The organism is Clostridium beijerinckii, from assembly GCF_036699995.1.
Lineage (GTDB): Bacteria > Bacillota > Clostridia > Clostridiales > Clostridiaceae > Clostridium > Clostridium helianthi.
The window spans coordinates 2599771-2621186 of sequence record NZ_CP144906.1 but is presented as its reverse complement, the minus strand read 5'-3'; the positions used below and the strand labels follow the sequence as shown (position 1 = coordinate 2621186).

Below are 21416 nucleotides of genomic sequence, written 5' to 3'. Positions count from 1 at the left end.
TTTATTATATAGAAACAACTTTCATTTTAGTATAATAGGTGGTGAAATCCTATATGTTTTATTTTGTCTCTGATAACAAATATCCCCTTACTCATTGTTCTAGTGGAAAATTGATAAATAATGAAAATTTTATACATTCTAAAAGAAACCTCGATACTTTTGTTATTCTAATTGGTTGTGAGGGAACACTATACATTGCACAAGATGATAAAAGATATGAACTTACTCCAAATAAGTTTATTATATTATTTCCATTCCATACCCACTACGGTTATAAAAAATCTGAAGGAAATCTTTCTTACTATTGGTGTCATTTTAGAATTACTTCTGCTGAATATAAACTTTTAAACGCTGAACAAATTAATGATTATATATTCAATCTTGATAATGAATTAAAAAAAGCCTCTTCAGATGTTTATATTTTACCTGAATATGGTTCAATTTCTTCTGCTGCAAGAACAAGCCTTATTTTTCGTCAACTACTTGATCTATCAAACAAAAAAAGTTATTCAGAATATTTAACAAATTATGCATTAAGCCTGTTGGCAATGGAAATCTCTCAGGATTTTATGGATAATGTAATTCATAAAAACGAAAAATTATCTAATGCTAATTGCAAAATAAATGAAATTGCAAATTGGATAAATATAAATTATAATTCAAATTTAACTGCGCATAAGATCGCCGAAACATTTAACTACAATCAGGATTATCTTTCTTCGGCATTTAAAAAATATACTGGAACATCTCTTTTAAAATATATTAACAAAACAAGAATTTCTGCTTCTAAACAACTTCTATTAAATTCATCTTTCTCAATAAAAGAAATTGCTCTTCAGGTTGGATTTAATGATGATAAGCATTTTATGAAACTTTTTAAAAAATTTGAAGATGTCACACCAACTGAATATAAAAATGCATATTTTAGAAAAAACTTAAACAAAAAATAATTTCTTGTATTGTGACTTTATTTTAAAAATATTTAAAATGATTATTCACATCCAATTCATAAAAGGGTATAATAATCTTAACATAGTATATTATTATTTGATAATTTTATAACGAACTATAACTTAAGCACAATTTTTCTAAAATTAATATTTCAACATTAATTTCAATTCAACGAATATTAACAACACAGAGGAGATTATTATGATTCACATTACAAATCTAAAGGAAAGTTTGCCACTTTTCAAAGCTTTAAGTTCGGATGTAAGAATTAATATATTAGAGATTTTATCACAGTACAAGCAATTAAATATGAATGAGTTATCAGAGAAACTTGATTTAACTAATGGTGCAGTTACTATGCATATAAAAAAATTAGAAGAGTGCGGATTAATAAAAACAACTAATTTAACTGGAAAGCATGGATTACAAAAGATATGTTCTCTTCACGAGGATAAATTTGTAATTGATATTGGTAAACAAGATGTAGAAAATTCATATCATATAGATTTAAATATAGGTCACTATTCTAATTATGATATTGCTCCTACATGCGGCATTGCAACTAAGGATAGTATTATAGGAGAAGTAGACAATCCAAATTACTTTGCTGATCCTGAAAGAATTAATGCAGATATTCTTTGGTTCACTAAAGGAAGTATAGAATATAGAATTCCTAACTATTTAAAACCAAGTGAAGTATTCTCTGAATTGCAAATATCTATGGAAATAAGTTCAGAAGCCCCTGGAGTATGCAGTATATGGCCATCTGATATACATTTCTATTTAAATAATGTCAATGTTGGTAGATGGACCAGTCCTGGAGATTTTGGTGATAGTAAAGGTATTTTGACTCCATCTTGGTGGAATCCTCATTGGAATCAATACGGATTATTAAAACTTTTAACCATAAATTCTTTCGGAACTTTTATTGATGGAATAAAGATTTCAGATGTCACTCTAGAAGATTTAGAATTAAATTATAAAAGTGATATTCTTTTAAAGTTAGCTGTTCCAGAAGAAACAAAACATGTTGGCGGATTAACTATTTTCGGAAAAAACTTTGGCAATTACAATCAAGGCATAAGTGTAAGACTTGTTTATAATACATTAACTCAAGAATCTTGATGTTGATCATTATATCTAATTATATATATTAAAGTATATTGATTGAATTATATCTGTTTTTATAATAAATAAGAAGTGATATTTATAAGGCATAAATATCACTTCTTATTTTATTTATTCTTTCCTAAACGAATTACATTCCAAGACGCTTTTCCTAAAGATGAAGTTATAATTCCATCAACCAGATTGCTTCTATCTACAGATTTTGGAGTAACAGCTTCACCTGTTGGAGAATTCACTATTTTCATATTATCATGCTCTAACACAATATGTTCAATGATTTTAAGTCCTTCAAAACTTCTTACATCACAAGTTAATTCAATATCTTCCTCTAAATTACGATTAACTGCAAATATTGTAACTTCTTCTTTTTCTTCATTATATACAGCTATCGACTCAACGTCTTTTACGTCAGTAAAATCTATAGTATCATGTTTTGGTGAAGAAACTACTGGTTGAAGTGCAATTCCTCTACCGTATTTAGATGCATGCAAATATGGATAGTATATAGTCTGCTTCCAAGCTGGTCCATTTTCTTCTGTCATAATTGGTGCGATAACATTAACCAATTGCGCTAAGCATGCCATTTTAACTCTATCAGAATGTTTCATTAAAACAATTAACATTAATCCAACTAAAAGTGCATCTTCAAAATTATACATATCTTCTAAAAGTGCAGGTGCCTTTTGCCATGGATGATTCTTCATTATATCATCATCTTCATTATTAGAATGGAACCATACATTCCACTCATCGAAGCTTAAGTACATAGTTTTTTTACTACGTTTTTTTGCTTTTATATAATCACAAGTTGAAGTAACTGTTTTAATAAAGTGCTCCATATCATCACTTTGTGCTAAGAAGTTTGCAGTATCATTTAATCTATTACCATAATATTGATGAAGCGATACAAAATCTACGACATCGTAAGTATGATCAAGAGTTGATGCTTCCCATTCAGGGAAAGTAGGCATTGCTGTATTTGAACTTCCGCATGAAACTAATTCAATATCTGGATCTATTAATTTCATAGCTTTACCTGTTTCTAGAGCTAATCTTCCATACTCTTCGGAAGTTTTATGCCCTATCTGCCATGGTCCATCCATTTCATTTCCTAAACACCATGTTTTTATTTTATGTGGTTCCTTAACACCATGCTTTATTCTTAAATCACTATATTTCGTACCACCTTTATGATTACAATATTCTAAAAGATTGCAGGCATCTGCAATTCCTCTTGTTCCAAGATTTATTGCCATCATTATTTCAGATCCTACAGCATTAGTCCACTTTGAGAATTCGTTTAATCCAATTTCATTAGTTTCTAAACTTCTCCAAGCTAATTCTAGTCTCTTTGGCCTTTCTGCTATTGGTCCAACACTATCTTCCCAAACGAAATTTGATACAAAATTACCGCCTGGGTATCTTATAATAGGAACATCTAATTCTTTTACTAATTCCATTACATCGGTGCGGAAGCCATTTTCATCAGCTGACATATGGCCTGGCTGATAAATCCCTCCATATACTGCCCTTCCTAAATGTTCAATGAAAGAACCATAAATTCTTTTATCTATTTCGGATATTTTAAAGTCTTTGTCTACTACCATTTTTGCTTTTTTTGCCATTATAATTCATCTCCTTAAGTATTTAGTTTGGACTTTCTAGTCCTTAGTGAAAATCAAATCATATTAACCCTTTACAGCTCCAGCTGTCATACCTTCAACAAAATATTTTTGGAAGCATGCAAATAAAATAAATACTGGTATTACTGAAATGAAAGAACCTACAAATAATAAATTATAGTTGTTTCCATAAGGAGTTAATAATGTATTTAATCCTATTGGTAGAGTAAATTTTGCACCATCTTTCAACACTAACATTGGCCATAATAAGTTATTCCAACTAAACATTGCATTTAATATTGCCATTGCCGCGAAAGATGGCTTCATAATCGGTAGAATTAATCTGAAGAAAATACCATATTCCGATGCCCCATCTATCCTACCTGCCTCAACAAGGTCTCTTGGTATTCCTGAGAGGTATTGCCTAAAGAAAAATATAGTTGATGCACTTGCTATAGTCGGCAAAATAATTCCAATGTAGGTATTTGTTAAATGCATATCACTTATTTGGTTATATAAAGGTAACATTAAAATTTCAAAAGGTACCATCATAACGAATAAAACACATATAAATAGAAAATTCTTTCCCTTAAAATCGTACATTGCGAAACCATATGCAACAAATGCGCTGATAAATAATTGGCAGACTACTTGTACTATAGTTAAGAATAAACTATTAAAAAACCATGTAAATAAGCTATTTTTTTCTGTGAATAGAATTATATAATTTTTAAACGACATTTTAGCAGTATCTATTGATACATCCATACCATTTGCTATTACTAATGCACCATCCTTGAACGTAGAAACAAACAATGTATAAAAGGGAATTAGTAGTATTACAGCTATGACTGCAAAAAGCATAAAAATTAATATTCTTTTTGGCAAATTTTTTACATGACTCACTGCATTTTTTTGTGTATTTTTTTTATTATTCAAACTAATATTACTTTGCATACTAATCTCCTTTCTTAAATGTTCCATTTAGTTTTAATTGTACTAAATTAATAGCCATTCCTATAATAAACAATACTAATCCTACAGCAGATGCATAGCCCATTGCATTTTTTTCAATACCTTGTCTGTATAAATATCCTACAATTGTAAGACCTATATTATTAGGCGAGTTATTACCATTAAACACCATATAACTTTCTATAAACATTGCAAGACCTGCGTAAATAGATATTGTAAGCACATAAATTGTTGTCGGTTTAAGTTGAGGTATTGTTACATATCTAAACTTTTGCCATGTATTTGCTCCATCAATATCAGCTGATTCATATAATTCCGCAGGAATGTTTTTAAGTCCTGATAAGAAATATAACATATTAACACCAGTCCATCTCCAACATGCCAATACTAGCAATACTATAAATCCTGTAGTTCCATTTTTTAGCCATTTAAATGGATCCATTCCAAATAACGCAACAACCTGATTCATTAACGAAGTAGCTTGTTCTCCAAAGGCAAATCTAAATATTATACCTGCCACAGCAACAGATGTTAAAGCCGGTAAATATAATGCAGATTTAAAGAATTCTTTTCCAACCATTAGTTTGCTGTCTATTATACATGCAAGTATCATTGGAATTGGAATAAGCAATATCAATGTCCATATCATATATTTGAAGCTGTTCCATAACGCAACTAAGAAAACCTTATCCCCTAATAGTTTTGTATAATTTTCAAACCCAACAAATTTTCTTGATCCTGGTAATACATTCTCAAAGCTCATTATTACCGTATTTACCATTGGAGATATGAAAAAAAGTAAAAATACAAGAATAAATGGTAATATGAATACATATGGTGCTGCTTTTTTATTATATATAAATCTCTTTACCATTTCTTAACTTCCTCCTCCCACGCTTAAATAATACAGAGAAGCCATCTTTGTAACTCAATATGCTTATAAAAAGCTTCTCTGTGTGGATGTTTTTTAATTATTTCAATTCATTTTCTACTTGTTGCTGTGCTTCATCTAATGCTTGTTTTATATCTTTCTTATCTTCAAATATGCTATTTAATGTAACTGTATTTAAAACGTTGTTTATACTTGGAATAGCATCATTTGATTTAATTAATTGTATTTCATCTTTGATTTCATTTAATGTATCAAAAGGATTAGTTTTAAAGTATTTTACAAACTTATTTTCTGGATTATGAGTAATATCTTTTTTAGTCCATAAATCCGTATTGCATGGATCGAAGCCTAAATCTTCCCATATTGCTTGTTCACCTTCATCTGAAAGTTTTGCATATGCTAAGAATTCTTTAAGATTTTCTTTATTCTTAGCTGTTTTAGTTACAGCTGTACCTGTACCACCTAAACCTACAGAACGTGGTTGACCTTTTTCAAATACTGGAGCTGGAGCAATTGCCCATTTACCTGCTTGATCAGGCATGTATTGTAAGAATCTTGACATATACCAGAAAGCTTTTATTACAACTGCATAATCTCCATTATTTATTGCACCTTCAGCATCTGTTGTATCAGGTTGTCCACCTGGAATAGTAGCTATTGCATGAGCATCTTGTAAATCTCTTAAAGTAGTAAGCGCTTTAACCATTTGAGGGCTGTTTAATTGTGGCTTACCTTCAGCATCAGTAAAATCTGATTTTTGTTCTGCTAACATAAGACTTTCTTGCCATTGAGCACTTGTATCTGCTGTCCCAAAGTTTTTACCAGTTGCAGCATAATATTTAGCACCTGCTGCTTTAAAATCATCCCAGGTTACTATCGATTTATAATCAATCCCTGCCTTTTCTAATAATTCAGTATTGTAGTATGCAACACATGCTCCAACGTGTGTTGGTAGTCCGTAATTATGTCCATCTTTACTGTAAAGATCTATACGAGATTTAACCAACTTATCTTTATAAGGTGAGATAACATCATCAAGATTCTCTAATTGTGGGTCTCCTTTAAGAAAATTAGGGAATTTGCCAACTTCTATATCACATGCATCAGGAGCTCCTTGTCCGGACAAGAGTGCAGATTGCAATTTATTATGCATATCATCATAAGGAAGAACTGTAAAATTAATATTTAACTTCTTATCAGGATTTTTCTGATTCCATTTTTCTAACATCTTTTCATAAAACGTTTTATGCATCTCAATAAATGTCCACATTTCTAACTGATCTCCTGAAGCAGATGATGCTGAATCCTTTCCTCCACTTGAGCTAGTACTTGAACTACTTCCACCACATCCGATTAACATTGTTGCAGCAATAGATGTTATAGCAGCAATAGCCGCAAGTTTTTTTAATATTTTTACACTTTTCATATTTTTACCTCCCATTATTTTATTGGTACTGTCAAAGTTTTTTATCTAACTAAGGCAGCAACCCTTTAATTTTTCTTATTTTTTATATAAATAACTTGCCACCCCCAAAAAGTTAAGATATTTTATACTTGCAAAACAAAAACACTGAACTAAAAAAGGAGGCAAGCTATTACCATGATTAATAAGTTTCTTCTTGAAACTGTAATTTATCTTATTGAAATTATAAAGTATCTCATGACTTTGCTGGTTGGCAAAAACTTGCTTAAAAGCATTTCGGACGAACCTGTTAAGAAAGAATACCGAAAGCTTCAAGTAGATGATCAACCAATCTTTGATGTTCCCGAAAAACTTAACTATAAGCTTCTAATAGCTGAATATGAGTTTAAGCACGGCAAAGAATTTGCTCCTGTGAAACCTCGCAAAAACAAAGCGTTAGCTCCTAAGGATGTTATCTGTCCTAAGTGTGGTGCTCCACATACCTATCTTTACGATAATAACGGAGGCCGAGGACAATATCTTTGCAAAGTCTGTGATACCACATTCAATCCTAAAAATTACTATCAGAAATCCATAGTGTTAAGATGTCCTCACTGCAGTAAAACACTTGAAAGAATCAAGGCGCGTAAGGATTTCTACGTTTATAAGTGTAAGAATGATAATTGCTCTTTTTACCAAAATAATCTTAAATCAATGACAAAATCTGAAAAACAAGATTTTAAGAAGAATCCTGGTAAGTTCAAAGTTAGATACATATTTAGAGATTTCACTTTTGACTTTAAGCCACTTTCTAAAGAAAGTCCGGTAAAATCAAAGGTTTCTCTTCCAAACATTATGATTTCTTCTTACACCTTAGGACTCATTCTAACTTACTACGTTAACTACGGTTTATCTTCCAGAAAGACAGCTGCATTGCTTAAAGATATTCATGATATTAAAATATCTCATCAAGCAATTTTAAACTATGTTAATGCCGTTTCAATTGTAGTTAAGCCATTTATAGATAACTACGATTATAAACTTTCTGACTCTTTCTGCGGCGATGAAACCTACATAAAAGTTAACGGTAAGTGGAACTATATTTTCTTCTTTTTTGATGCTGTTAAAAAGATTATTCTATCTTACAGAGTATCACCACATAGAGATACCGAAACGGCTGTAAAAGCCATCGATGATGTTCTAAGTAAGTTAAAAGAAATACCTGAAGATCTTAATCTTATAACTGATGGTAACCCTATATATCTTCTTGCACAGCACTTCTTTGCAAGCCATAGTATAAAATTCGATGTTACTCAAGTTATAGGCTTAACCAATAAAGATGAAGTTTCAAAAGAATATAGGCCATTGAAGCAAATTATTGAACGTCTTAACCGAACCTTTAAAGGCAATTATAGAGCTACTACTGGCTTCGGAAGTCCTAACGGGTCGGTTGCATTTGTAACTATGTTTGTGGCATACTTTAACTTTCTAAGACCACATTCTGCCCTTGAAGGCAAAACTCCTGTAATCCTTGAAGAGTTAGAGTCAATGTCCAACATGCCTACTAGATGGTGCAAATTTATTGAACTATCTCAAGACTTTGTTCTAAATAACTGTACAATAACTGCCTAATGATCTAAAGCAGTTGGTGAAACGCACCCTTGACACGCCCACAAAGATAAATGGTAAAATATCTCAATAGGCGGGTCTATTAGTCATGTTCAAAATTATCATTCACCCGTCCTTAACTGCCTAAGACCATTTATCTTTAGGTGTGTCAAGGGCAACTAGCAAACATAATTTAACATTAAATGGTAGTTGGATTGATTTTTCATATATTTTTTACACTACCATTTTATTTGAAGTTAATATATTTAGTGAACACCATTTCATTTTTGTTAATTAAAAATATGTCCTTAAAAACAGTGATCAAAATAACTTTTATAAGCAAAGCCTGTACAAATACGCGCTTTATTTTAATCAATTTTAAAATATATCAATAAACTTGTATTTATTTTAAATTATTTTATGTATATATTTTTTTAGTTTATTTAGACTTTTTGTTAATTCATAGATATTTTGCCACTGGTAATCCTTTTCATACGCATTATTTTTAAGTTGCAACTTATTATCATAAATTTATTATATACTTATATGTATTAAAGTCAATACTTTCAAGTTATAATTCTTTAAATTATTTTAGATTTATTTAAAACATATTTTGACCTTTTTATACAAAACTTTAGATGGTTTATATTATAATGAACCTCCTAATGGTATGTAACTGTTTTTATAATGTTGGACTTTAAATTTTCAAATGATATACTATCTTTAAACTTATCTAAAATAAATACATCAATAATATGAGATAAATTTTATTTGAGGAGATTGATTAATATAAAACTATTAACTATCTTTCATTTCCAGCTTTACAGCTCGGATAGGCATAAAAAGATTTATTGTACAATGAGTAAAAAAACAAAGCATAACCAACTACTCAAATATAGCTGTTATGCTTTGTTTTTTATTTATTATAAATTAATTGTCAACTCAACCGGACAATGATCTGATCCTGTTACTTCCATATGAATTTTTGCATCTTCTAATTTATCCTTAAGACTTTCTGAAACCAAGAAATAATCTATTCTCCATCCAGCATTATTAGCTCTAGCATTAAATCTATATGACCACCATGAATACATTCCTTCTTTATCAGGATAGAAATATCTATATGTATCTATAAATCCTGCTTCTAACAGTTCAGTTATCTTAGATCTTTCCTCATCTGTAAATCCTGCATTTTTTCTATTAGATGTAGGATTTTTTAGATCTATTTCTTTATGTGCAACATTTAAATCTCCACAAATTATTACAGGTTTGTTTTTCTCAAGTTCTTTTAAATATTTTCTAAACACATCTTCCCATACCATTCTATAATCAAGTCTTTCTAATCCTTGCTTAGAATTAGGAGTATAAACATTTACTAAGTAAAAATTACCATACTCTAAAGTAAGCACCCTTCCCTCGTTATCATGTTCTTCTATTCCAATGCCTCTTTTTACGGTCAAAGGCTCCTCTTTTGTAAATACAGCAGTACCTGAATAGCCTTTCTTTTCAGCATAATTCCAGTAACTTGCATACCCATCTAGTTCTAAATCTATTTGACCTTCTTGAAGTTTACTTTCTTGTATGCAAAATATATCAGCATCTATTTCCTTAAAATATTCTAAAAAGCCTTTTTTTACGCAGGCTCTTAACCCATTTACATTCCATGAGATTAATTTTTTCAATTTCATCTCCTCCTTAAAATCTTAAATAATAATTATTATTATATAATATTTTAGAAATATTATCTATATATATCACAATTATCTTTCTACTTTCTATTAGATTTAATTGGACACTTTGGCATGTAGAGTTTTAAATGCAGACTTATTATTAGAGCATACATATTATATTAGTAAATAATTTATTAACATAACAAAAAAACCACATGCTTTTTATGCCTAGTGGTTTAATCTATTTATCAAAATATTACTTTTTCGATTATACTAATTAATGATAAACAACAATAAAGTTATTATGACTATGCTTATAGGTATACATAAAGAATTTACTACCCCCGCTAAGCCTTCATCACATTTACATCTAGCCGTAAAGACTGGTGCAAGAACAGGAACTGGACCAAATACCAAAATAACTAGTACATGCTTAATTTCTATTGAGAATGGTACACAAAAATAAATAATAACTGCAAATATTGCTGCAAACAAGTAACGTATACTTATAATAGAAGCAACTTTAACTAACTGCTCTTTGTGGAATTTGCATTCAAAAACCATTCCAATCATAAGCATGGACAAAAAAGCATTTCCTGCACTTAAATTTGAAGTTATTGTATATATCACCTGCGGCAACTTAATACCTGTAATTGTCACTATAAACATAAGCATATAAGTATCAAAAGGTACAGATGAGAACATTTTTCTAAGAAACGCTCTAATGCTTTGGTCATTTCCTTCACCAACAACACCTGATGCAAGTGCATATGTACCTCCTGTACACATAATCGAATTACCTATATCGAAGAGACTTGTTATCCCAACAGCATATGCTCCCATAAAACTCTGTACATATGGGAGGGTAAAACATCCTATATTATATCCAGCTAAATTTAACATATTAAAGGCTTTTTCTTTATTATCCTTATTTCTAGCTAAAACAAAACCAACGAAAGACATTATAATGTTTCCCAAAAATCCAAGCAAAATAATAAAAAGCATTGATGTATCCATTTTAAAATTTGCAAATCCAGTAATAAGTGCACATGGTAAAGTAATATTCATTATAATTTTAGTTATAATTTTATAGTCTTTAGGCCCAAAAACCCCTATCCTTTTGAAACTGTATCCTATCGCAATAATCAGTATAAAGCTAAATGCTTTTATTAAAATATCCCCCATTTTTACCCCTTTCTCTTAATTATATCGAAATAATAAAAATCCACATCTAGCACTCTAATACGTTAACTACCAAATCAGGACCAAAATGTAGAAATTCAACTTCAGCATGTATGCAAAGACATACTGAAAAATCAATAGCTTATTCTTAACTTCAATATATACTATCGATTAATTTAGTAAATTGCTACAACTCATGAACTAAATTTAAGATCTAACAAAAACATTTCATTCTTTTATTGCAGCAAATTTACAATACTATTTAATATTTTATCTTTTCTTGGCGGTTCTTTTTTTGCCATTTGACAAGTTTTTCTCTTTTGTTTTCTTACCTTTTTCTCTTCTATCAGAAATTCTATTATCCTTCAATCTGTCTGAAGTCTTTTTCCTATTAATTCCTTGGCTTTCATTACCTCTAGAAACGTTGGAATTATAACCTTTCACACTTTTATTCTTGTCTTTTATAAGACATTTCGGACCATTTCCTATCAAATCAGTTCTACCAGCTTGAGTTAATGCTTCATATACTAGTGTATAATACTTTGGATTCTTATATTGAAGCAGAGCCCTTTGCATAGCTTTTTCATGCTTAGTCTTTGGTACATAAACTTCTTTCATTGTCATTGGGTCTAATCCGGTATAATACATTGTTGTAGCCAATGTACCTGGTGTTGGATAAAAATCTTGTACCTGCTCTGGTTGATAGTTAATATCTCTTAGATACTCAGCAAGCTCAATTGCACATTCTAAAGTGCTTCCCGGATGAGATGACATTAAATATGGAATTATATATTGTTTTTTTCCAAGTTTCTTTGTTATTTTTTCAAACTTATTTACAAATTTATCATAAGTTTCACCAGCCGGTTTACCCATATATTTTAGTACATCTTTTGAAATATGTTCAGGTGCAACTTTTAATTTTCCACTTACATGATGTTCTACTAATTCTTTAAAAAACGTATCATCTTTATCAGCCATAATATAATCATACCTAAGACCTGAGCGCACGAATGCCTTTTTGACCTTTGGCACTTTCCTTATAGATCTTAACAAATCAAGGTATTCAGTATGATCTACATCCATATTTCTACAAACATCTGGAGATAAACACTCTTTATTTTTACATGCTCCAAAAGCTAACTGCTTAGAACAAGCTGGTTTTCTAAAGTTTGCAGTCGGTCCTCCTACATCATGAATATATCCCTTAAAATCCGGAAGTTTTGTAATATCTTCAACTTCTTGTAATATTGATTCTTTACTTCTACTTTGAACAACTCTTCCTTGATGAAAAGTTATAGCACAAAATTTACAATCTCCAAAACAGCCCCTTGAGCTTACTGTACTAAATTTAACTTCTTCAATTGCAGCTATTCCGCCTTTCCCCTCATAAACAGGATGGTAATCTCTCATATACGGAAGTCCATATACTTCATCTAATTCCTCTCTATTCAAAGGGGCTTCTGGAATATTTTGTACCACATATTTACTTCCATGCTTTTGTACGATAATATTACCTCGAACAGAATCCTGTTCTTCATATTCTACTTTGCTTGCTTCCGCATATTTATATTTATTTGTAGATACTTCCTTATACGAAGGAATTTCAATATAATCCTGCACATCTTCTAAACTTTCTGTAGCATAGCAAGTGCCTCTAATATAAGTTATATCCTTTGCTCGAACTTTATTCTTTAAACTTTCTGCAACGGCCACTATTTGTTTTTCACCCATACCATAAATTAACAAGTCAGCTGTACTATCAATTAATATTGATTTTCTTACTTTATCACTCCAATAATCGTAATGAGCAAATCTTCTAAGACTTGCTTCTATTCCTCCTATTACAATATCTATATCTTTATAAGCTTCTCTTATCTTATTGCAATAAACAATTGTTGCTCTATCAGGCCTAAGTCCCATTTGTCCACCTGGAGAATAAAAATCTTTTTCTCTTAATCTTTTACTTACAGTATAATGATTGACCATAGGATCCATGTTTCCACCATTAACTAGGAAAGCATATTTAGGCTTCCCAAATCTCTGAAAATCATAAATATTATCCCAATCTGGTTGTGGTATTATCCCAACTTTATATCCATTTGCTTCAAGTACTCTCGAAATAATTGCAGTACCAAAACTATGATGATCAATGTATGCATCAGCTGTAACAATTATGAAATCTAATTGCTCCCAACCTCTTTCTCTCATATCTTTTTTGCTTATGGGCAAAAACTTTCTTTCAGTTGTCATATCTTCACCTACTTATTCTTCTTATGGTTTAATTTTAAAAAATCATACACACCTTATTTTCTCTTTGCCTATTATAACATAAAGACACCAAATTCTAAATCCGTATTATGTTATTTATTAATTTCATGTCTTTTTAAACATTATTTCCAATTATTCTTGTATTAAAATGCTTTATTTAAACTATTCTCCCCCAGTATGTACACCTATAAGATCTTATTTACATAAATTTGTATAATGAAAATATGGCAGGTTAATATCCTTATAGATAATTTTATTTTTAAGTTTAATATGTAACAATTTTTAATTATGTTTAATATATTATTAATATAACAAATGATATAGATTAACAAAGGAGAAATGAACTATGAGCAGATGCTGTTATAACAGATGTTGCAATAATTGCTGTGGATACAATTACGGAAACTTTTATGGATACGGCAATTATGGCGGATATGGTGGTGGATATGGTTTTAATAATGCATGGGCATTATGGCCACTATTATTCTTATTATAAAACAACTAACTAATTTTATCCTGTAAGGCTATTTTTACACCTCGATATTACAAAAGAAAAGATTTCTATAATTGCTTATTTTAGAAATAATATAGAATATGAAATAAGACCTAAAGATATATTAATATCTTTTAGGTCTTATTTGTATGTTTATTAATTTTTAAATGAATGTATAGGTGCAGGAATTCTTCCACCTCTTTGAGCAAATAATTCTGATGATTTACCATTTACCTTCATTACAGGTGCTCTACCCAATAATCCACCGAACTCCACCATATCACCGATTTCACAACCTGGTGCTGGTATAATTCTAACTGCTGTAGTCTTATTATTTATTACTCCAATTGCAGCTTCATCAGCTATCATTCCTGCAATCGTAGATGCTGGAGTATCTCCAGGAATTGCAATCATATCAAGACCAACTGAGCATACACATGTCATTCCTTCTAATTTTTCTAAATTTAATGATCCGCTTATAACTGCATCAATCATACCTGCATCTTCAGATACTGGAATGAAAGCTCCACTTAGGCCTCCAACATGGCTACATGCCATAACTCCACCTTTTTTAACTGCATCGTTAAGCATAGCAAGTGCCGCAATTGTACCATGAGTTCCAACTTGTTCTAGTCCTATTTCTTCTAAAATTTCTGCAACCGAGTCACCAATGGCTGGTGTTGGAGCTAAAGATAAGTCAACTATACCAAAAGGTACATCTAATCTTCTAGATGCTTCGTTAGCAACTAATTCTCCCATCCTTGTAACTTTAAATGCAGTTTGCTTAATTGTTTCAGCAACAACATCAAAAGATGCTCCTCTTACTTTCTCAAGTGCTCTCTTAACAACTCCTGGTCCGCTTACACCAACATTTATGATTCTCTCAGCTTCTCCAACTCCGTGGAAAGCTCCTGCCATAAAAGGATTATCTTCTACTGCATTTGCAAATACAACTAACTTAGCGCAACCAAAGCCTTTTTGATCTTTTGTAAGTTCTGCAGTTCTCTTTATAACATCTGCCATATCTCTTACAGCGTTCATGTTTATTCCTGATTTTGTACATCCTACATTAACTGACGCACAAACTTTTTTTGTTACTGCTAAAGCTTCTGGGATTGAACTTATTAAAATCTTATCACCTTTTGTACAACCTTTTTGAACTAATGCTGAAAATCCACCTAAGAAATCTATTCCAAGAGTCTCTGCTGCTCTATCTAAAGTTCTTGCAAATTCAACATAGCTAGTTTCATTAGTAGCTCCAGCAATTATTGACATAGGAGTTATTGAAACTCTTTTATTTACTATTGGAATACCAAATTCTGTTTCTATTTGCCTTCCAACCTCTACTAAATGCTCTGCAGATTTTGTAATTTTATCATATATCTTAATTCTAGCTTTATCTCCATCTGGATCTATGCAATCAAGCAAGGATATTCCCATTGTTATAGTTCTAACATCAAGTTTTTCTTCCTCAATCATTTTTATCGTTTCAAGTATATTATTAGTATTCATAAGCCCCTCCTATTATAGTGAATGCATTGACTTAAATATTTCTTCTCTTTGAATCTTTACTTCTACCCCAAGTCTTTCACCCTCTGCTGTAAGTCCTGCACGAACTTCTTCAAAAGTCGCATTCATATCTTTGCAGTCTAATACCATTATCATGGTAAAAAAACCTTGCATTATAGTTTGATTAACATCTAATATATTGATACTATATTCTAACATTTTCTGACTAACCCCTGCTATAATACCAACTTTGTCCTGCCCAATTACTGTTAATATTGCTTTCATGCTTATCTACTCCATTCATAAGTTATTTTTAAGATCCTTATTAAAAATATTATCCAATTCTAATTGAATTGGATAATATCTAATAAGCATCTTTATTGCTCTCTTTATTCTATAATTTATATTATATTTTGTCAATTTTAAGAGAACGTTTTGTAAATATTTTTTCTTTTCGTTCGGATTTTTGTTATTCTTATTCAAAAGAAAATCTCACATTACTTTTTCAAGTTTTTTAATACCTTTAGAATGTCTTTAGGCTTATATGTATAATCTACACATATTCTGTTTAATTCTGCAGAATTATCATCTCTGTCAGCATATCCTCTTTCAGTGGTAAATCCCATTGAATAACCAACTTCACTAAAAGCTTTCTTAGTATCATCATTATATTTTCCTTCTGGATAAGCAATCGAAATTATAGGCTTATTAATTAAACTTTCTAACTTTTCCTTAGAATTTTTTAGTTCTTTTAATTGATCTTCATATGACATAGTCGGAAGATCAATATGAGAAATCGTGTGAGACTCTATATCAATTATTCCACTACTACTCAACTCTTTAACTTGGTCAGTAGTTAGATATCCATCTCTATCTAAATAACTTTGTATAACAAAAATTGTTGCATTCATATTAAACTCTTTTAAGATTGGAAATACATTAGTATAATTATCTCTATATCCATCATCAAATGTTAGAACAACACTTTTTTCTGGAATAGCCTTGCCCTTAAAAAGGTAATCATTAAGTTGAGCCATTGTTAATGTCGTATATCCATTATCTTTAATAGCTTGAAGTTGTGTTCTAAATTTATCCTTTGAAATAATAATAGGGCTTTTTACTGAAGGATCATCATTTATAGAATGAAAACAAATTACCGGCACGCCTCTATTATCATTTATTAACGGAACTTCCCCAAACTCTTTTTTCTCATCCTCTGATGGGTTTTCGATAACATCTTTTTTATCACTATTTTGACTAGCAGCCATATTAGCAAAAGAATTTATTCCTTTATTAATCCCAATAAAAGCAATTATCCCAATCACAACTAAAAGTGATACTATTTTAACTAATTTTATAAAATTACTTCTCCTGCTATTATTAAATCTTTTTCTATTCTTTTTTTCTTTCATAATATATCTCCTTATAATATAAAGCATAAATTTATCTTAAACTTTATTTTTTATAGTTACAAATTTAATTTTATTCATATATAATTTCTTTCATATTTAGCCTATATGTATCACAAAGTTCACCCGCTTTTACTTGTAACCTTCACTATTTTCAATATACTTCACAAAAATTACAATTTATAAATAAAAATTCATATAAATTATAGCACACAAGGCAACATTTATAAAATATGTATATATTAAATCCTAAAATATATTATTTTCAAATAACTTAAACCTATAAATAATAGATATTTCAATTATATTTCAATAATAAATTTACGCTTAATATTCCAGTACTCAAAAATTACTCACTTTAAAGATAAAGTACAAATTTCAATTACAGCACATGTTCCTATTTATTTTTATTCTTTTTAAAACACAAAAGTTATTCAATCAACCTTTTTTAAATCATCCGCAATTTTATCAGATTATAAATTACTAAAGCATAAAAAAATTAAGGTGAAATAGTAAATAAATCATAAAATTTACTATCTCACCTTAATTTTTATTTAGGCATATAAATGAAAATAACAAGTACAAAGTACCAGTCTTATTCTTCTTAGACACGTAAGTATATTGATCTAATAGCAAAATTACTATGACAACCTACTTACGCAGAATGCTGTAAAACATACTTAGCAGATGGACTTATTATTTTTCCGATCACGCCTTATCATTATTTTTAGCACTTATTTTCGTAGTACTTAAATGTTCAGCTGATATTCTCTCTGTGTTCTTAGATTTTTTATAATCATTTGAAAAATATATTATTAGACTCTCATCATTACTTTCTGCATTAACTTGATATGCTACATTTTGTACGTAACCATGGATGAAATCATCTTTGCTAAAAAACAAATTGATCTCTGTACCTACTTTGGTAATGACATTTATTATATCCTTCAAATCTTTAGATTCTTTTGTAAAAACAATATCATCACTTTCTACAAGACAAAACTCAACCTTCATAGCTTCCACCCCTTTCTGTTACTAAAATTATATAAATTAAGAATTATTATTTCAATATCTAAAATCTAGGGATTAGACTTATGAATAGCAATTAGCTTATGAAAGTAATATTATACTTACTTATCCGTTCTATAATTTAATATTTATGTATGTATATGTTGCAATTAAATTTCTACATTCTAGTTTTTAATCTAACACGTAATTTACCAGCGTTTTAAATATAAATTTATTATTGCAGCATATACATATCTTACAATTTTGTTTACTAAAAATATCTTAATTTGAAATATGAGCTATCTACACATACCTAAAATTATTTTAAACTAATGCTCTAGACATGCTAACTAATGCTTTAGTTGAATATTTTCTATTAAATTCACTTACTCTAATATTAAAGCCACTATACGGCATACTTTTCTGTTCTAAGACATCATCTCTTAACATTTTAGATAATCTAATATCAAGTTCAACTTGTCTAGTATCTTCTAAAACCCCTGTTCCCGAATTAATAATATATATATTAAGAGAGAAGCCCTCAGTTTCTGTAACTTCTTCTAATTCAACAGAATTTTTACACATATGTATAGAATACGGAACTTCTATCCATTGGTGATTACCGAATCTGAATAGCATGATAATAACATTATCTTCTTTGAAATATCCGTATTTCAGATCACCTTTTATAATAGCTTGTCTAGATTTTTCTGTAAATTTCGTAGTATAAATTAACAAATTGCACCCATTTTTATTTATATCGAAACTTATTCCTTCTGGATACCTTGTAATACCATCCTTAAATGGTTTCCCTACCTCAAATAATTCCACAAATTTCGCCCTCCTTTTTAATACACATTTAATTATACTTTATTTTATTAAAAAAATCAAAAAAAAGAAGTTAACTTAACTATGTGGTTAACAAAACTATGTTGCTTCTCATATATTAATAGGAAAGTTGAATTCCGTTGCCTTAACATATAATCTAATAAGAAGGTGAACTAATGAAAAAATTATTGTTTATAACTTGGAATATAACTTCTGGCTATGGAACAGAAAAATCTTTAGCAGATGTTTTAAATCTATTAGATAAGTATAAATATGATATAAGCATCTTGCCATTATTTAAAACCTCCAATGTTCATGTCTATAATAGTAATATTAAAATATTAGATGCGCTTATTGATTCAACAAAGGAGGGCTATAACGAAAAAGATTCCCTTGATTACTATTATAAATTACTTGTGTCTCCCTTACTTTTCAATAAACTAATTAATGAAAAATATGATTGTGTTATTGCTTGTAATCATAGTGCTCCATCTTACTTTGCCTCATATTTAAATTGTGCAACAAAAATAATTTGGATTAGAGGTGATATGCGTGAGCTTGACTATAATTGGCTAGATAAAAATTCGAATGAATATAGACAAATTAAACAAGAACACGAAATGCAGGCTTCAGTTTTAAAGCAATTTGATTCTATAGTAGTAATTTCAGATGTAGTAGAAAAATCTTTGTCCGAGCTTTTTGGTATAACCGAAAATGTTGTTAAAATTTCGAACTCTGTTAATAGAGAGAAAATCCACATCTTAAGTAACGAAAAAATTAGCATACCGGATAAAATGCTCTTTACATCTGTTGGTAGACTTGATTTCAACAAAAATCAAATTTTGCTATTAAAAGCTGCAAAAGAACTTAAGCTATATCGTGATGATTTTATGATTTATCTTTTAGGAGATGGGGATTACAAATTAATTCTTCAAAAATATATAGAAGACAATGAACTTACGGAAAATGTTAAACTAATAGGATATGTAGAAAACCCATATCCGTATATAAAAAACTCAACAGCAACAATCTTAACTTCTCTTAGCGAAGGTTTTTCTCTTGCTCTAGTTGAAAGCGTAATACTAAATACTCCTATTATTTCAACAGATGTTGGTGTAGCAAGGGAGCTGGTAGAAAAATACAAATGCGGCAATATCATTCACTTTGATGAAAAAGAATTATTTGGAATTTTACTTTGGTATTTGAACAATCCTTATAGATATAACAGAGTTTTCGATATTAACAATGATTATGATCTTATGACAGAAGTTAAAAAAACCGAATTAATAATCGATAACACTATTCAAAGGACAAGCAATGCAAAATATGTAAAACTTCCATACCCTGAAATCACAATAGATTATTCTGAAATTAATAAGTTAAAAATACCAAGCGATTATATATATGTGCTAAGAGTCATTCAGAATGGTGTACCTTATGAATATCTAATAAACAGAAAAAGTGGAAATGATAAACTTATTGTTTTTAACAATGGTGCTGTAGTCGGTGGAAATGTTAATGTCCCAATCTTCCAAAGGCATAGTTGGTCACAGATGTTGAAAACCTCCTCTATTTTCTGCATGGATCCTACACTTTATGTAAATGGATATTTACAAGTTGCTTGGGGCGTCGGAAAAAATGAAAATTATTATCTTGAAAATAGTAGTTTAATATTAAAACAAATCATTGCTAAAATGAATATTAAGCTCGAGAATACAGTTATCTACGGCACATCAGCAGGTGGTTACCTTTCAGTAATTATGGGGATATATCTTAGAGGATCATCAGTAGTTGTCGACAACTCACAATTTGACATCTCCAATTGGATTGTTAAGGAAGCATTCGAAACTGTTGTAACACTTTGCTTTGATGATGATGAACCTTTTGAAAAATATAACGATCGATTTAACGTAGTAGATGCTTTTGAAAAAAACAATTATGTTCCTAAGATATATATCCTCGCTAATTTATGCTCTCATGCAGACAATTCAACCCAGATAGTACCATTATTGAAACGTATGGAACGCATGAATAATATTGATAACTTTAATAATATTGAAATAATTTTACGCTATGAGCCAGAAAAAGGACATGATGGATTAAATCTTCCAGATATTACGAAATTCATATATAAAATTCTAGGAGAAGCTTGATATTCAAAGAGAACATTAAATAAGCAAAGAAAATTGTGTATAGAGCCATTTTCTTCGCTTATTCTTCATTAGAAAATTAACCTATATCGTTTTCTTTTAAGTAATACTTTCCTTGTCTCCAAACAAGTATGCCACTATTCACCATTTGATTTAAAGCTCCAACTAAGAAAATATTTATTTTAGTTAAGGTTCCATTTTTAAAATATACCTCTGGCTGAAATTTTTCATTAGTGTGTATTTCTTCAAATGTCAACCCATCATTTTTATTTTTAAACATTGTTAATATCTCTTTTTTACCGTCTAACATAAGTCTCCCTC

18 protein-coding genes are annotated in these 21416 nt (G+C 29.8%); 5 read left to right on the top strand and 13 right to left on the bottom strand.

All coding sequences use genetic code 11. The features are described 5' to 3' along the window. Positions 1 to 53: 53 nt before the first annotated feature. Both PZA12_RS12255 and PZA12_RS12250 read left to right on the top strand, forming a co-directional pair. Positions 54 to 950, top strand: coding sequence for an AraC family transcriptional regulator (locus PZA12_RS12255; protein ID WP_078115647.1), 897 nt, complete (start codon positions 54 to 56; stop codon positions 948 to 950). A 202-nt stretch (positions 951 to 1152) separates the two neighbouring features. Beyond that, complete coding sequence (locus PZA12_RS12250; protein WP_077844704.1) at positions 1153 to 2076, top strand: ArsR/SmtB family transcription factor; 924 nt, start codon at positions 1153 to 1155, stop codon at positions 2074 to 2076. Positions 2077 to 2186: 110 nt separating this feature from the next. Here PZA12_RS12250 and PZA12_RS12245 read toward each other — a convergent pair whose 3' ends face one another. From PZA12_RS12245 to PZA12_RS12230, 4 genes are all read right to left on the bottom strand, one after another. Then, a complete protein-coding gene (locus PZA12_RS12245; protein WP_078115648.1) occupies positions 2187 to 3704 on the bottom strand; it encodes an alpha-N-arabinofuranosidase in 1518 nt (505 codons plus the stop codon). A 63-nt stretch (positions 3705 to 3767) separates the two neighbouring features. Beyond that, positions 3768 to 4658 carry a carbohydrate ABC transporter permease gene (locus tag PZA12_RS12240; RefSeq protein ID WP_012058575.1) on the bottom strand — a complete coding sequence of 297 codons (891 nt, stop codon included), beginning with the start codon at positions 4656 to 4658 and terminating at the stop codon, positions 3768 to 3770. A gap of 1 nt (position 4659) precedes the next feature. Continuing rightward, positions 4660 to 5550: a carbohydrate ABC transporter permease gene (locus PZA12_RS12235; RefSeq protein ID WP_078115649.1), complete on the bottom strand. Its 891-nt coding sequence runs from the start codon at positions 5548 to 5550 to the stop codon at positions 4660 to 4662. Between the two features lie 97 nt (positions 5551 to 5647). Continuing rightward, the gene (locus tag PZA12_RS12230; RefSeq protein ID WP_078115650.1) at positions 5648 to 6994 is read right to left on the bottom strand and encodes an ABC transporter substrate-binding protein; all 1347 of its coding nucleotides are present in this window, start codon (positions 6992 to 6994) and stop codon (positions 5648 to 5650) included. 174 nt (positions 6995 to 7168) lie between these two features. On the opposite strand from PZA12_RS12230, the gene PZA12_RS12225 reads away from it, so the two are divergent. Next, entirely contained in the window at positions 7169 to 8602 is a 1434-nt protein-coding gene (locus tag PZA12_RS12225) for a DDE-type integrase/transposase/recombinase (protein ID WP_168983577.1), read from the top strand. An 899-nt stretch (positions 8603 to 9501) separates the two neighbouring features. On the opposite strand, the gene PZA12_RS12220 is transcribed toward PZA12_RS12225, so the two are convergent. The 3 genes from PZA12_RS12220 to PZA12_RS12210 all read right to left on the bottom strand — a co-directional run bounded on the left by PZA12_RS12220 (position 9502) and on the right by PZA12_RS12210 (position 13680). Then, positions 9502 to 10266 (bottom strand): exodeoxyribonuclease III, encoded by a 765-nt coding sequence (locus PZA12_RS12220; protein WP_078115651.1) that lies wholly within the window; start codon positions 10264 to 10266, stop codon positions 9502 to 9504. A gap of 255 nt (positions 10267 to 10521) precedes the next feature. Next, the gene (locus PZA12_RS12215) at positions 10522 to 11433 is read right to left on the bottom strand and encodes an AEC family transporter (protein ID WP_077845263.1); all 912 of its coding nucleotides are present in this window, start codon (positions 11431 to 11433) and stop codon (positions 10522 to 10524) included. A 267-nt stretch (positions 11434 to 11700) separates the two neighbouring features. Then, positions 11701 to 13680: a YgiQ family radical SAM protein gene (locus PZA12_RS12210; protein WP_103699001.1), complete on the bottom strand. Its 1980-nt coding sequence runs from the start codon at positions 13678 to 13680 to the stop codon at positions 11701 to 11703. A 364-nt stretch (positions 13681 to 14044) separates the two neighbouring features. On the opposite strand from PZA12_RS12210, the gene PZA12_RS12205 reads away from it, so the two are divergent. Beyond that, a complete protein-coding gene (locus PZA12_RS12205) occupies positions 14045 to 14194 on the top strand; it encodes a hypothetical protein (RefSeq protein ID WP_171983630.1) in 150 nt (49 codons plus the stop codon). 153 nt (positions 14195 to 14347) lie between these two features. Here PZA12_RS12205 and PZA12_RS12200 read toward each other — a convergent pair whose 3' ends face one another. The 5 genes from PZA12_RS12200 to PZA12_RS12180 form a co-directional block, all read right to left on the bottom strand. Next, positions 14348 to 15703 (bottom strand): PFL family protein, encoded by a 1356-nt coding sequence (locus PZA12_RS12200; protein WP_078115653.1) that lies wholly within the window; start codon positions 15701 to 15703, stop codon positions 14348 to 14350. Between the two features lie 12 nt (positions 15704 to 15715). Continuing rightward, a complete protein-coding gene (locus PZA12_RS12195; RefSeq protein WP_012058567.1) occupies positions 15716 to 15985 on the bottom strand; it encodes an ACT domain-containing protein in 270 nt (89 codons plus the stop codon). Between the two features lie 212 nt (positions 15986 to 16197). Next, complete coding sequence (locus PZA12_RS12190) at positions 16198 to 17112, bottom strand: polysaccharide deacetylase family protein (RefSeq protein WP_078115655.1); 915 nt, start codon at positions 17110 to 17112, stop codon at positions 16198 to 16200. 705 nt (positions 17113 to 17817) lie between these two features. Next, positions 17818 to 18123 carry a hypothetical protein gene (locus tag PZA12_RS12185; RefSeq protein ID WP_077840622.1) on the bottom strand — a complete coding sequence of 102 codons (306 nt, stop codon included), beginning with the start codon at positions 18121 to 18123 and terminating at the stop codon, positions 17818 to 17820. 318 nt (positions 18124 to 18441) lie between these two features. Beyond that, positions 18442 to 18948 carry a hypothetical protein gene (locus tag PZA12_RS12180; protein WP_012058564.1) on the bottom strand — a complete coding sequence of 169 codons (507 nt, stop codon included), beginning with the start codon at positions 18946 to 18948 and terminating at the stop codon, positions 18442 to 18444. 173 nt (positions 18949 to 19121) lie between these two features. Here PZA12_RS12180 and PZA12_RS12175 point away from each other — a divergent pair, with 173 nt between their 5' ends. Beyond that, positions 19122 to 21098: a glycosyltransferase gene (locus PZA12_RS12175; RefSeq protein WP_078115656.1), complete on the top strand. Its 1977-nt coding sequence runs from the start codon at positions 19122 to 19124 to the stop codon at positions 21096 to 21098. A gap of 76 nt (positions 21099 to 21174) precedes the next feature. On the opposite strand, the gene PZA12_RS12170 is transcribed toward PZA12_RS12175, so the two are convergent. Continuing rightward, positions 21175 to 21405 carry a hypothetical protein gene (locus PZA12_RS12170; RefSeq protein WP_077840619.1) on the bottom strand — a complete coding sequence of 77 codons (231 nt, stop codon included), beginning with the start codon at positions 21403 to 21405 and terminating at the stop codon, positions 21175 to 21177. Between the last annotated feature and the right edge of the window lie 11 nt (positions 21406 to 21416).